10 protein-coding genes are annotated in these 13,132 nt (G+C 70.3%); 4 read left to right on the forward strand and 6 right to left on the reverse strand.

Going from position 1 to position 13,132, the window contains the following annotated elements:
• Positions 1 to 114: 114 nt before the first annotated feature.
• The gene (locus PBV52_RS43405; RefSeq protein ID WP_274246727.1) at positions 115 to 2,334 is read right to left on the reverse strand and encodes an NADP-dependent isocitrate dehydrogenase; all 2,220 of its coding nucleotides are present in this window, start codon (positions 2,332 to 2,334) and stop codon (positions 115 to 117) included.
• 232 nt (positions 2,335 to 2,566) lie between these two features.
• Here PBV52_RS43405 and PBV52_RS43410 point away from each other — a divergent pair, with 232 nt between their 5' ends.
• Positions 2,567 to 4,132, forward strand: coding sequence for a M1 family metallopeptidase (locus PBV52_RS43410; protein WP_274246729.1), 1,566 nt, complete (start codon positions 2,567 to 2,569; stop codon positions 4,130 to 4,132).
• A gap of 15 nt (positions 4,133 to 4,147) precedes the next feature.
• On the opposite strand, the gene PBV52_RS43415 is transcribed toward PBV52_RS43410, so the two are convergent.
• Together PBV52_RS43415 and PBV52_RS43420 are read right to left on the reverse strand one after the other, a co-directional pair.
• On the reverse strand, positions 4,148 to 5,242 hold the full coding sequence (locus PBV52_RS43415; RefSeq protein ID WP_274246731.1) for a mechanosensitive ion channel family protein: 1,095 nt from the start codon (positions 5,240 to 5,242) through the stop codon (positions 4,148 to 4,150).
• 679 nt (positions 5,243 to 5,921) lie between these two features.
• Complete coding sequence (locus tag PBV52_RS43420; protein WP_274246732.1) at positions 5,922 to 6,803, reverse strand: radical SAM protein; 882 nt, start codon at positions 6,801 to 6,803, stop codon at positions 5,922 to 5,924.
• A gap of 418 nt (positions 6,804 to 7,221) precedes the next feature.
• Here PBV52_RS43420 and PBV52_RS43425 point away from each other — a divergent pair, with 418 nt between their 5' ends.
• Positions 7,222 to 8,004: an MBL fold metallo-hydrolase gene (locus tag PBV52_RS43425; RefSeq protein WP_274246734.1), complete on the forward strand. Its 783-nt coding sequence runs from the start codon at positions 7,222 to 7,224 to the stop codon at positions 8,002 to 8,004.
• Between the two features lie 38 nt (positions 8,005 to 8,042).
• Positions 8,043 to 8,435, forward strand: a complete 393-nt coding sequence (locus tag PBV52_RS43430; RefSeq protein ID WP_274246736.1) for a nuclear transport factor 2 family protein — start codon at positions 8,043 to 8,045, stop codon at positions 8,433 to 8,435.
• A 190-nt stretch (positions 8,436 to 8,625) separates the two neighbouring features.
• On the opposite strand, the gene PBV52_RS43435 is transcribed toward PBV52_RS43430, so the two are convergent.
• The 3 genes from PBV52_RS43435 to PBV52_RS43445 form a co-directional block, all read right to left on the reverse strand.
• Entirely contained in the window at positions 8,626 to 9,141 is a 516-nt protein-coding gene (locus tag PBV52_RS43435; RefSeq protein ID WP_274246738.1) for a MarR family winged helix-turn-helix transcriptional regulator, read from the reverse strand.
• 112 nt (positions 9,142 to 9,253) lie between these two features.
• Positions 9,254 to 10,018 carry a crotonase/enoyl-CoA hydratase family protein gene (locus tag PBV52_RS43440; protein ID WP_274246739.1) on the reverse strand — a complete coding sequence of 255 codons (765 nt, stop codon included), beginning with the start codon at positions 10,016 to 10,018 and terminating at the stop codon, positions 9,254 to 9,256.
• 46 nt (positions 10,019 to 10,064) lie between these two features.
• The gene (locus PBV52_RS43445; RefSeq protein WP_274246740.1) at positions 10,065 to 11,030 is read right to left on the reverse strand and encodes a flippase-like domain-containing protein; all 966 of its coding nucleotides are present in this window, start codon (positions 11,028 to 11,030) and stop codon (positions 10,065 to 10,067) included.
• Between the two features lie 150 nt (positions 11,031 to 11,180).
• Here PBV52_RS43445 and PBV52_RS43450 point away from each other — a divergent pair, with 150 nt between their 5' ends.
• Positions 11,181 to 13,070 (forward strand): ABC transporter ATP-binding protein, encoded by a 1,890-nt coding sequence (locus tag PBV52_RS43450; protein ID WP_274249939.1) that lies wholly within the window; start codon positions 11,181 to 11,183, stop codon positions 13,068 to 13,070.
• Positions 13,071 to 13,132: the final 62 nt, after the last annotated feature.

The following is a 13,132-nucleotide window of genomic DNA, read 5'->3' on the forward strand; positions in this document are numbered from 1 at the left end:
CGGCTCCCGGCGACCGCGCATCGGATCCGCCGGACACCATGGCTCTGCCCCGGCAGGCGGTACGCCGACCGGGGCAGAGTCACTTGAACGGGCGGGCCTGTCTGGCCCCTGGCGTCAGCTCAGGGACGCGAGCGCCTCGTTCCAGGTGGCCGACGGGCGCATGACCGCGGCGGCCTTGGCCGGGTCGGGCTGGTAGTAGCCGCCGATCTCGGCCGGCTTGCCCTGGACGGCGTTCAGCTCGTCGACGATCTTCTGCTCGTTGGCGCTGAGCGTCTCGGCGAGCGGGGCGAAGGCCTTGGCCAGGTCCGCGTCGTCGGTCTGCTGGGCCAGCTCCTGCGCCCAGTACAGGGACAGGTAGAAGTGGCTGCCGCGGTTGTCGATACCGCCGACGCGACGGGTCGGGGACTTGTCCTCGTTGAGGAAGGTCGCCGTGGCGCGGTCGAGGGTGTCGGCGAGGACCTGGGCGCGGGTGTTGCCGGTGGCCGTCGCGTACTGCTCCAGGGACGGCACGAGCGCGAAGAACTCACCGAGGGAGTCCCAGCGCAGGTAGTTCTCCTTGACCAGCTGCTGGACGTGCTTCGGCGCGGAGCCGCCGGCGCCCGTCTCGAACAGGCCGCCGCCCGCCATCAGCGGGACGACGGACAGCATCTTGGCGCTGGTGCCCAGCTCCAGGATCGGGAAGAGGTCGGTGAGGTAGTCGCGCAGGACGTTGCCCGTGACCGAGATCGTGTTCTCGCCGCGGCGGATGCGCTCCACCGACAGCTTGGTCGCGTCGACCGGGGCGAGGATGCGGATGTCCAGACCCTCGGTGTCGTGCTCCGGCAGGTACGCCTTGACCTTCTCGATCAGCACCGCGTCGTGGGCGCGGTTCTCGTCCAGCCAGAACACGGCCGGGTCGCCGGTGGCGCGGGCGCGGGAGACGGCCAGCTTGACCCAGTCGCGGATCGGGGCGTCCTTGGCCTGGCAGGCGCGGAAGATGTCACCGGCGGCGACCGGCTGCTCCAGCACGACGTTGCCGGCCTGGTCGACCAGACGGACCGTGCCCGCGACCGGGATCTCGAAGGTCTTGTCGTGGCTGCCGTACTCCTCGGCCTTCTGCGCCATCAGACCGACGTTCGGAACCGTACCCATCGTCGCCGGGTCGAAGGCGCCGTTGGCGCGGCAGTCGTCGATGACGACCTGGTAGACGCCGGAGTAGCTGGAGTCCGGCAGCACCGCGAGGGTGTCGGCCTCCTGGCCGTCCGGGCCCCACATGTGGCCGGAGGTGCGGATCATGGCCGGCATCGAGGCGTCGACGATCACGTCGGACGGCACGTGCAGGTTGGTGATGCCCTTGTCGGAGTCGACCATGGCCAGCTCCGGGCCCTCGGCGATCTCCGCGTCGAAGGACGCCTTGATCTCGGCGCCGTTCGGCAGGGCCTCCAGGCCCTTGAGGATGCCGCCCAGACCGTCGTTCGGGGACAGGCCGGCGGCGGCGAGGGTCTCGCCGTACTGCGCGAAGGTCTTCGGGAAGAAGGCACGCACCACGTGGCCGAAGATGATCGGGTCGGAGACCTTCATCATCGTTGCCTTCAGGTGCACGGAGAACAGGACACCCTCCGCCTTGGCGCGGGCGACCTGAGCCTTGAGGAACTCGTTCAGCGCGGCGACGCGCAGCACGGCGGCGTCGACGACCTCGTCCTTGAGGACCGGTACGGACTCACGCAGGACGGTGGTGGTGCCGTCCTCGCCGAGCAGCTCGATGCGCAGCGCGCCGTCCTCGGCGATGACCGCGGACTTCTCGGTGGAGGCGAAGTCGTTCTCGCCCATGGTCGCCACGTTCGTCTTGGACTCGGCGGTCCAGGCGCCCATGCGGTGCGGGTGGGTCTTGGCGTAGTTCTTGACCGAGGCGGGGGCGCGGCGGTCGGAGTTGCCCTCACGCAGGACCGGGTTCACGGCGGAGCCCTTGATCTTGTCGTAGCGGGCGCGGATCTCGCGCTCCTCGTCGGTCTTCGGCTCGTCCGGGTAGTTCGGCAGCGCGTAGCCCTGGCCCTGGAGCTCGGCGATCGCGGCCTTGAGCTGCGGGACCGACGCCGAGACGTTCGGCAGCTTGATGATGTTGGCGGCGGGCGTCTTCGCGAGCTCACCGAGCTCGGCGAGGGCGTCCGGGATGCGCTGGTCCTCGGTCAGGTACTCCGGGAACACCGCGATGATGCGGCCGGCCAGCGAGATGTCACGCGTCTCCACGGCGACACCCGCCTGCGAGGCGTACGCCTGGACCACCGGCAGGAAGGAATACGTCGCCAGGGCCGGGGCCTCGTCAGTGTGCGTATAGATGATGGTCGAGTCAGTCACCGGGTGCTCCGCTCCACGTCTGCAACATTGCTCGACATCAAGATATCTCGTGATCGACCTCGGCTCGACAGGGGTCCGCACACCGGTGCGGGATGTTGGCCGAGATCTCGGATCCGCGCAAACGGATGGACCGCCTCCGTGCAACCCGATCGCCCGATCCCACAGTCATGTAGGGAGATCACCGATCCGGCGGCCGGCCTTGACCACCCGGCCGCCCCAGCGAAAGCGGACCATGAGATATCGCACCCGAGTGACGGCCCCCGCGGCCGCCCTGATCGGCACGGCAGCGGCCCTGACCGCCGCCCCCTCCGCCCACGCGACACCGACGCGCACGGGGACGTCGGCCGCCAAGACCTCCGGCACCCCGGGCCCCGAGACCCTCGGCGACACCGTCTACCCGGCGCTCGGCAACGACGGCTACCGCGTCGCGGCCTACCACCTCGACTTCTCCTACGACGCCACGACCCGCCTGGTCGACGCCACCGCGACCCTGAAGATCCGCACCACCCAGGCCCTGACCCGCTTCTCCCTCGACTCCCTCGGTCTTGACATCCGCTCCGTCCGAGTCGGCGGCCGTACGGCGACGTTCGAGCAGGTGGACGAGAAGCTGCGCATAACGCCCGCACGCACCCTGCCCGCCAAGTGCGCGGTCACCGTCTGCGTCGAGTACGCGGCGGATCCGCGCCGTACCCTGCCGCACACCGGCTGGGTCGACACGCTGGACGGGTTCGCGGTGGCCTGCCAGGCGGACTCGGCGCACACCGTCTTCCCCTGCAACGACCACCCCTCCGACAAGGCCGACTTCACCTTCCGCCTCACCGTCCCCAGCGGCCTGCGCGGCGTGGCGAGCGGCCTCCTCGTGCGCACCGAGAGCCTGTCGGGCGGCCGTACGGCGTACACGTACCGCTCGTGCGAGCCCATGGCGACCGAGCTGGTGCAGATCACGGTCGGCGACTACGTGGTGAAGGACCGGCAGGGCCCGCACGGGCTCCCCCTGCGGGACGTGGTCCCGGTCGCACGCGCCGAGGCGCTGGAGCCGGCGCTCGCGCTGACGCCGAAGCTGGTGGAGTGGGTGGAGGCGCGGCTCGGGGCGTACCCCTTCGAGACGTACGGACTGCTGCCCTGCAACTCCGACGCCCCGGAGCCCTTCGGTTTCACCGGTCTGGAGACCCAGACCCTCACCCTCTACCGGCCGAACTATCTGCTCCAGGAGGAGAAGAAGATCGGCTCGCACATGATGCACGAGCTGGTCCACTCCTACTTCGGCAACAGCGTCAGCCCCGCCACCTGGGCCGACCTGTGGCTGAACGAGGGCCACGCCGACTTCTACGGGCTGCTCTACCGCTACGAGCGCGGCTGGCCCGACTCCCTGGGCCTGACCACCCTGGAAGCCCGGATGAAGAACACCTACGCGCAGGGCGACCAGTGGCGCCACGACTGGGGGCCGGTCGCGGCGCCGAACGCGGTGAACCTCTTCGAGGGCCAGCGCTATCTGGGCGGCGTCCTCGTTCTGTACGCGCTGCGCAATCTCGTCGGCGAGGAGCCCTTCCACACGCTGGAACGCGCATTCCTCGCCCGGTACCGCAACTCCTCGGCGTCGACGGAGGACTACATCGCCGTTGCCTCGGAGGTCACCGGCCAGGACCTGTCCGGATTCCTTCGGGACTGGCTGTACGGCACGAAGACGCCGCGGATGCCGGGGCACCCGGACTGGACGGTCACCCCGGTGAACCCGGCGCTCACCGCGCCGCGCCGCCGCAAGGGCGCCGACCGCCACGAGAGCTCGGCCACCCTGTAGCGACGTCCGGGTACGTCAGTCGAGGCGGACGGCGGCCACCTCGTCCGCCTCTTCGGGGAGGCGCTGCTGCGGTATCGCCACCGTGCCCTGCTGGATCGCCACCGTCCGCGTGGGCGCCGGGATGCGGATGCCCTCCGTGCGGTAGCGCTTGTGCAGGCGCTTGATGAACTCGTGCTTGATCCGGTACTGGTCGCTGAACTCGCCGACGCCCAGGATGACCGTGAAGCCGATCCGGGAGTCGCCGAAGGTGTGGAACCGGATGATCGGCTCGTGGTCCGGAAGGGCGCCCTCGACCTCGGTCATCACTTCGCCGATGACCTCGTTCGTCACCCGCTCCACGTGGTCCAGGTCGCTGTCGTAGGCGACACCGACCTGGACCAGGATCGTCAACTCCTGCTCGGGACGCATGAAGTTGGTCATGTTCGTCTTCGCGAGCTCCCCGTTGGGGATGACGATCAGGTTGTTGGAGAGCGCGCGTACGGTCGTCTGGCGCCAGTTGATGTCCTCGACGTAGCCCTCCTCGCCGCTGCTCAGCCGGATGTAGTCGCCGGGCTGGACGGTCTTGGAGGCGAGGATGTGGATGCCCGCGAAGAGGTTGGCGAGCGTGTCCTGCAGGGCGAGCGCGACCGCGAGACCACCGACGCCCAGGGCGGTGAGCAGGGGCGCTATGGAGATGCCCAGGGTCTGGAGCACCACCAGGAAGCCGATGGCCAGGACCAGGATCCGGGTGATGTTGACGAAGATCGTGGCCGAGCCGGCGACGCCGGGGCGGGACTGGGTGACCGTCCGCATCAGTCCGGCGACCCCGCGGGCCACCGCCAGCGTCACGACGAAGATGAGCAGCACGGTCAAGGTCTTGTTGACGTTGTGCTGGACCGTCCGGGTCAGCGGCAGCGCCGCGCCCGCGGAGGCCGCGCCGCCCAGGAACGCCGCCCAAGGCACCACGGTCCGCAGCGTGTCGACGATGAGGTCGTCGCCGCTCCAGCGGGTGCGGTCGGCGTGCTTGCCGAGCCAGCGCAGCAGCATGCGCAGCAGGAAGGCCGCGAGCAGCCCCGCCGCCAGCGCGATCCCGGCGATGACCAGGTCGTCCACAGTGAGCGCTCGCTTCACCGGTCACCTCCATGGTGAAGAGCTGCGGCGAACCCCTTCGCCGACGGCCGGATGTGAAGTCTCGTCACGTTGTCACCTGCTCGTTTCCCGCGATGTGCCGTCGTGCCGGCCACCCGTCCCCCCGAGGTCGGCACGAGGGCTCATCCTGCCGCATCGTGCACAGGTGTTCGTACCAGGATCGGCGGCGGGACGGCGTCTTGGGCCGGTTTCGGGCATTCTCCGCCGAACGGCCGGTGGCAGAGGGGCACTCCCCGCCCCCGACCTGGGTGCGCAGAGCGCCGCTCGACGCCCGCGCACCCCGGCGGGAGGCTGGCGCGGGGGATCGCCTGGCGGTCGAGACATTCGAGATGTTCGAGGGAGTCGACGACGAGAGGTGCCATGACAGGTCCGGTGTACGCGTAACTCGCCCCGCACGCCGACGAGTTACGCCGGCTGACCGGCCTGCCCCTCGACCCGTACTTCGCCGCACCCGAGATGGCCTGGATCCGACCCCGGCTGACCCGCGACGGAGTCGTCACCACCAGCGACGCCTGACTCGTCCGCCGGCTCAGCGCGCTCACCTCCCTCGGCGAAGGGCTGCGCGACGTCCTCAACGCCATGGGCAACTGGGCCATGGCGGTCCCCGATCCGGCCTTGCAGCCCGAGGCCACCGCCTGACCCTCCCGGTGGTGCCACACGCTCACGCCGGGCGGGCCAGCCTCTGGCGCAGGGCGTCGTTGTCGTCGTGGTGGACGACCTCGTCGAAGCGCAGCCGCAGCCCGTGCTGGGCGAGGAGGTCGGCCACGATCGCGTCGAGCCGTTCGCGGTGTTCCTTGGTGCGGGCCTGCAGGTACGCCTCGCGCACCTCGTCGGGTTCGCCGGCGAGGACCTGGTCCATGCGCTCGCGGATGTACCGCTTGAGGTTGATGTGCTCCATGAACACCTCGGTGATACCTGCGTCGGCGAGCTGCCCGAAGAGGTGGTCCAGGAGTTCGGGCCGGGCGGCGAAGTGGGGCAGGAGTGGTCCGACGAAGGCGTAGGTGGGGATGCCGGCCTCGCGTAGTTCCGCGAGGGTGCGCAGGCGGCGGGAGGCGAGCGGGGCGCGTACCTCCAGCCAGCGGCTGACCTTGTCGTCCGCGGTGGTCACGGTCATGCCGACCTCCGCCCGGGGCAGGCTGGTGAGCAGGTCGATGTCGCGGGTGACGACCGGCGACTTGGTCAGGATGCGGACCAGGCCCGGATACTCGATCCCCGTCAGCTCGCGCAGGATGCCGCGCGTGAGCCGGTACTGCGTCTCGTGCCCCTGGTAGGGGTCGGTGACCGAGCTGAGCAGCATCGTGCCGCGCCGCTTGGGCTCGGGCATCCTGGCCAGTTCCTCGCGGGCCAGCTCGACGGCGTTCTTCTTCACGTACAGGTAGTCGCCCCACTCCTTGACCGACCGGCCGAACTGCCGCCCCGCGAAGGAGGCGAAACAGTACGCGCAGCCCAGCACGCAGCCGGTGTAGGGGTTGATCACGTAGTCGTTCGACGGGGTCTTCGACTTCTGGATCAGGGTCTTCGCCTCGATCTCGACCGGTTGCACGACGGTGCTCCTCTCTCCTGTCGGCCGCCCGCGTCCGGGACGGCCCAGCTCTCTGTGACAGGGAACAATAATCTCTGGAAGTTGCTTCCATGGAATATAAATGGTTGGCTGAGCGACGGCCGACCAGAGCACGCGCGGCCACCGTTTTCCGAAGGTTCGCCGCGTCCGGAGAAGCTTCGTCGCCCTCCGAATCCAGTCCAGTCCAGAGAGTTACTGAAACCCCGGTACGGGGTGAGGAGTGAGTGTCATGACCGGTCCCGCCTTGGTGATGACGCCGGGAGCCCAGCAGCCGGCGGGCGGCGTGTGGGAGCCCGGCTGCAGGACACCTCCGGCAACCACTTCGGCGTGTTCTCCGTACCCGCCCCCTGACCGGTTCCGCAGGACCGCGTCTGCACTGTTCTCCGCCTGGAGGTTCCCGATGTCCGGCGCCAACGCCGCCAGCGAAAAGATCCCCGTCCGTGTCTACGGCGGCCCGACCACCCTCATCGAATACGGCGGGCTCAGATTCGTCACCGACCCCACCTTCGACCCGCCCGGCGAGTACCCGATGCCCCTCCCCGGCGACCACAAGCTCGTCAAGACCGACCCGTCGCCCGTCACCGCCGCCGACCTGGGCCGCGTCGACGCCGTCCTGCTCTCCCATGACGAGCACGACGACAACCTCGACAACGCCGGCCGCGCCTTCCTGCCGGAGGTGTCGGTCGTCTTCACCACCGAAAGCGGCGCCGGTCGTCTGGGCCGCAACGCACACGGGCTGACCTTCTGGCAGACCGCCGAGCTCAAGCGGCCCGACGGCGCCACCGTGACCGTCACGGGCCTGCCCGCCCGGCACGGCCCCGTCGGCTGCGAACCGATCACCGGCGACGTCATCGGCTTCATGCTCACCTCCGACGACCTGCCCTCGGTCTACGTCAGCGGCGACAACGCCGCCCTGGAACACGTCAAGGAGATCGCCGAGAAGTTCGCTCCCGTCGACACCGCGATCCTCTTCCTCGGCGGCGCCCGGATGGCCTTCGCCTTCGACAACGACCTGCGCACCCTCGACAGCGCCCAAGGAGCCGAGGTCGCGAAGATCCTCGGCGCCCGCCGGGCCGTCCCCGCTCACTTCGACAGCTGGGCCCACTTCAAAGAAGGCCGAAACGAGATCGAGGCCGCGTTCACCGAAGCCGGCCTGGCCGACCGCCTCGACTTCGCCCGATAGCCACCGCCCCCGCACAAAGCACCCGTGGAGAAACCATCATGACCAGCGCGAACATCGACATCGCCCGCACCTACTTCCAGGCCGTACAGACCGGAGACATGGCCACCCTCGGCGAACTCCTCGACGAGGCGATCGTCTGGCACCAGCCCGGCACCAACCAGTTCTCCGGCGAGCACCAGGGCCGCGACGCCGTCTTCCAGATGCTCGGCAACATGATGGAGGCCAGCCGGGGCACCTTCGCCATCGACAAGATCCACACCCTCATGGGCAACGGTGACCTGGTCGCCGCCACCATCCACTTCGGCGGCCGCCACGACAACGCGTCAATGAGCATGGACGGCGTCGACCTCCTGCGCATCGCAGACGGCAAGATCACCGAGATGTGGCTCTTCTCCGGCGACCCGGCCGCCGAAGACGCCTTCTGGGGCTGACCCTGTGAGGCCCGGGGCCGACACGGCCTCGGGCCCCACAGCGGCGATCCGTACGAACGCGAAAGGTACCCACATGTAACGGAGGCCCCGGCAGCCTCCTCGTCCGCGGCCGCATCGACAAAGTCATCGCCTTCGACTGCATCGCCGACTGAACCGTGGGCTGATGCGGGTGCTGCGGAGCCGTCGCGGCTCAGGACGCCGGCCGGCCAGGCTGCTTCGGCGCCCGCATACCCGGCACCGGCGTCTGCCCGGCGGCCCTCCGCTCCGCGTCCAGGGCCCGTCCGGCTGCGCGCAGCGTGCTGAGGACCGCCGTCACCTCGCGCACGGACTGCTCGGGAATCACCGACCCGATCCGCAGTTCGAGCTCGTCCTCGAAGACCTTCAGCGCCCCGTCCACCAGCTTGCGCCCCTCAGGCGTCAGCTCGACGATCGAGGAACGGCGGTCGTTCGGATTGGCCCGCCGCTCACACAAGCCCGCCGCCTCCAGACGGTCGACCACCTTGCTGGTGCCGCCCACCGTGATCGAGAACTCCTCCGCGATGTCCTGGATCCGCCGCCCGGGACGCCGCAGCAGGAGGTGCAGCACCTCGAACGAGGTCAGCGGCAGGTCGTACTCGGCCCGCAACCGCCCTTCGATGCCATCCCACAGCTCGATCTCCAGCGAGACCAGCTCCCGGTACAGCCGCTTCAGGTCAGCGTCACCCATCACTCATCTTCCGACATCTTCCGAAGAATTATCTTCCATAGATGGTTAATTGTAGGTCATTGACGTGGCCCATTGCGCAGACCACCTGGAGGCACCACCCCGCCGTCAGGCATCACAGGTCCGTGAACGAGCCGTGCCTCCCGGCGCCGGAGGCGAACCGTGCCGCGCCCTCCAGGCTTTGCGTCAACACGCCCATGCCGTACCGGAGTTCGCCCCGCATGGCCGCCCTCTCGTCCAGCCCCTCCTGGTCGAGCACGGACGCCCGGTCGGCGCGCAGACACGCCTGCGGGAACCCGGCGATCGCGGCGGCCAGTGCCTCGGCCTCGGCGCGGGCGTGTCCGGTCGGCACGACACGGTTGGCGAGCCCCATCTCGTAGGCCTCGCTCGTCGGCACCGGCCGTCCCGTCAGGATCATGTCCAGCGCGCGGCTCGTGCCGATCAGCCGGGGCAGCCGTACCGTGCCGCCGTCGATGAGGGGCACACCCCAGCGACGGCAGAACACCCCGAACACGGCGTCCTCCTCGGCGACCCGCAGATCGCACCAGAGGGCCAGTTCGAGGCCCCCGGCCACGGCGTGCCCGGCGACCGCGGCGATCACCGGCTTGGACAGCCGCAGCCGGGTCGGCCCCATCGGACCGTCCCCCTCCTCGGTGACCTGGTTGCTCCGGTCGCCGCCGAGTGCCTTGAGGTCGGCGCCCGCGCAGAACGTGCCGCCCTCGCCCCACAGCACCGCCGCCCGGGCCTCGTCGTCCGCCTCGAACTCCCTGAAGGCGGCGGCGAGTTCGGCGGCGGTCGGGCCGTCGACCGCGTTACGGACCTCGGGACGGGAGAGGACGACGGTGCTGACGTGTCCGTCGCGCTCGACGCGGATCGGCATGGCGGGGCCCCTTTCCGTGGGTCGGACCCCGCACGTTACTGAGCCGTCAGATGACCTTCCACCGCACCAGCGCCCCCAGCGTCAACGCCCCCGGCAGCAGCGGCAGCCACACCGTGATGATCCGGTACGCCAGCACCACCGCCGTCGCCACCGCCACCGGGCCGCCCGCCGCCACCAGCGCCACGACCAGCGCCGCCTCGACCGAGCCGAGCCCGCCCGGCGTGGGCACCAGGGCGACGGCGACGGTCGCCGCCAGATACGCGAGCGCCATGTGCGCGGGCGGCACGTCCAGCCCCAGAGCGAGTCCGACCAGGACCAGACCGGCCGCCTGCAGCATGGGGAAGGCCAGCGATCCGCCCCACAGCGCCAGCGCCCGGGACGGGCGGGTGTGCACCGAGCGCGCCTCGTCCAGCGCGGTGCGCAGGAACGAGAGCACGGCGGTGCGCAGCCGGCGTACGAGTGCGAAGACGGCCACGACCACGACAGCGGCCGCCCCGATGACGAGCACCAGCGGGCCCCACGCCCCCTCCGGCAGGAGCGGGCCGAGCCGCAGGGCGTCGGGGAAGGCGATCAACAGCGCGGCCAGCAGGCCGACGCGGGCCACGCTCTCGGCGAGCAGATACAGCGCCAGCGCGGCCGAGGAGCGGGCGAGCGGCAGCCCGCACACCGTCATGAAGCGCAGGTTGACCGCGCTCGCGCCCAGGCCGGTGGGCAGCAGGTGGTTGGCCGAGCCCGCCGCGAACTGGGTGACGAGCAGCCGCAGTCTGGGCAGCCGGTCGATCACCGCACCCTGCCGGGTCACCGCCGCCGCGACCCAGGTCAAACAGGTGGCGCAGGCCGCGGCGAGCAGCCACGGCCACTTGGCCGTCGCCAGCTGGCCGATGCCCTCGGCGAGCACGGACCGGTGCTGCACCGCGACCACGACGACGAGGGCGAGGGGGAGCAGGCACAGGATCCGGCGCAGCGGGAGGCGTCCGAGCAGGCGTCCCGCGGGAAGTCGTACGGCTGTCACACTCGCAGAGGTTCGCCGCGCTGCGACAACGCCGGGTTGCGGGGGCGCAGACGGTGTCTTACGGACCGGCTGCGGACGGCTGTCGATCTTCGTGAGGCCGCCGATATTGACCTCAACACTGCTTGAGGTTCTACCTTCCTGCCCATGAGTATGGAGAGCACAGCCTGGACACAGCTGTACAGCGTCATGAACGCCCAGCGGGAGCGGCGCCCGTTCGCCCGCGCCACACTGCGCCGTATCGTCGCCTTCGCCCGCCCGCACCGCCGTAGGATCGCGCTCTTCGTCGTGCTCGGGGTGGCGACCGCGCTGCTCGCCGTCGCGACCCCCGTACTGGCCGGCGCGGTCGTCGACGCGATCGTGACGGGCGGCGACGAGGGCAGGGTCGTCCGTCTGGCCCTGCTGATCGCCCTGATCGCGGTGGCGGAGGCGGCGCTCGGGATCCTCGCCAGGCGCCTGTCGGCGAGGCTCGGCGAGGGTCTCATCCTCGATCTGCGGGTGGCTGTGTTCGATCATGTGCAGCGCATGCCGGTCGCGTTCTTCACACGCACTCGTACGGGAGCGCTCGTCTCCCGTCTCAACAACGACGTGATCGGCGCCCAGCGCGCCTTCAGCAACACGCTGTCCGGAGTGGTCAGCAACCTCGTCACGCTGCTGCTCACCGTCGCCGTCATGCTCACCCTGTCCTGGCAGATCACCCTGCTCGCCCTCGTCCTGCTCCCGGTGTTCGTGATCCCGGCCCGGCGCATGGGCCACCGGATGGCCGGTATGCAGCGGGAGGCGGCCACGCTCAACGCGGCGATGGGCACCCGCATGACCGAGCGCTTCTCGGCGCCCGGCGCCACGCTGGTCAAGCTCTTCGGGCGTCCGCAGGAGGAGTCGCAGGAGTTCTCGGCACGGGCCCGCCGGGTCGCGGACATCGGCGTACGGACGGCGACGGCCCAGTCGATGTTCATCACCGCGCTCACCCTGGTGTCCGCGCTCGCCCTCGCGCTGGTCTACGGCCTCGGCGGCTGGTTCGCCCTGCGCGGCACGCTGGAGCCGGGCGCCGTGGTCTCGCTGGCCCTGCTCCTGACCCGCATGTACGCCCCGCTCACCGCGCTCGCCGGCGCCCGGGTCGAGGTCATGAGCGCCCTCGTCAGCTTCGAGCGGGTCTTCGAGGTGCTCGACCTCAAGCCGCTGATCGAAGAGAAGCCGGACGCGAAGGAGGTCCCCGACGGCCCCGTGTCGGTGGAGTTCGACAACGTCCGCTTCGGCTACCCCGCCGCCGACAAGGTCTCCCTGGCTTCCCTGGAAGAGGTGGCGACCCTCGACGTGCGCGGCGGCGCCGAGGTGCTGCACGGCCTCTCCTTCCGCGCCGAACCCGGGCAGACGGTCGCCCTGGTCGGCTCGTCCGGCGCGGGCAAGTCGACCATCGCCCAGTTGCTGCCGCGGCTGTACGACGTCGACGAGGGCGCCGTGCGGGTGGGCGGCGTCGACGTCCGTGACCTGAGCGCCGAGTCCCTGCGTGCCACCCTCGGCATGGTCACCCAGGACGGCCACCTCTTCCACGACAGCGTGCGCGCCAACCTGCTGCTGGCCCGCCCCGCCGCCACCGACGACGAACTCTGGGACGCCCTGCGCCGCTCCCGCCTCGACGATCTCGTCCGGTCCCTGCCCGACGGCCTCGACACCGTGGTCGGCGAGCGCGGCTACCGGCTCTCCGGCGGCGAACGCCAGCGGATGACCATCGCCCGGCTGCTGCTGGCCCGCCAGCGCGTCGTCATCCTCGACGAGGCCACCGCCCACCTGGACAACACCTCCGAGGCCGCCGTCCAGGAGGCGCTCACCGAGGCGCTGCAGGGCAGGACCGCGGTCGTGATCGCCCACCGGCTGTCCACCGTGCGGGCGGCGGACCAGATCCTGGTGGTCGAGGCGGGCCGGATCGTCGAACGCGGCACCCACGAGGAACTGCTCATGGCCGGCGGGCGGTACGCGGAGCTGTACCGGACGCAGTTCGAAGAGCGGCAGCGCGAGGTCACGGAGGTCGAGACGGCGGCGTAAGCGGAACTACAGGGCGCGTCAACCCCGCAGGATCACACAAAGTCCGACAGGATCATTGCTTC

Origin of the sequence: Streptomyces sp. T12 (assembly GCF_028736035.1) — a bacterium.
GTDB lineage: Bacteria > Actinomycetota > Actinomycetes > Streptomycetales > Streptomycetaceae > Streptomyces.

What these genes read in the sequence shown, in the direction of transcription:
- PBV52_RS43435 (WP_274246738.1), bottom strand. Translation starts at nt 9,141, where the DNA reads ATGGGTGACGCTGACCTGAAGCGGCTGTACCGGGAGCTGGTCTCGCTG.
- PBV52_RS43425 (WP_274246734.1), top strand. Translation starts at nt 7,222, where the DNA reads ATGTCCGGCGCCAACGCCGCCAGCGAAAAGATCCCCGTCCGTGTCTAC.
- PBV52_RS43410 (WP_274246729.1), top strand. Translation starts at nt 2,567, where the DNA reads ATGAGATATCGCACCCGAGTGACGGCCCCCGCGGCCGCCCTGATCGGC.
- PBV52_RS43440 (WP_274246739.1), bottom strand. Translation starts at nt 10,018, where the DNA reads ATGCCGATCCGCGTCGAGCGCGACGGACACGTCAGCACCGTCGTCCTC.
- PBV52_RS43450 (WP_274249939.1), top strand. Translation starts at nt 11,181, where the DNA reads ATGGAGAGCACAGCCTGGACACAGCTGTACAGCGTCATGAACGCCCAG.
- PBV52_RS43430 (WP_274246736.1), top strand. Translation starts at nt 8,043, where the DNA reads ATGACCAGCGCGAACATCGACATCGCCCGCACCTACTTCCAGGCCGTA.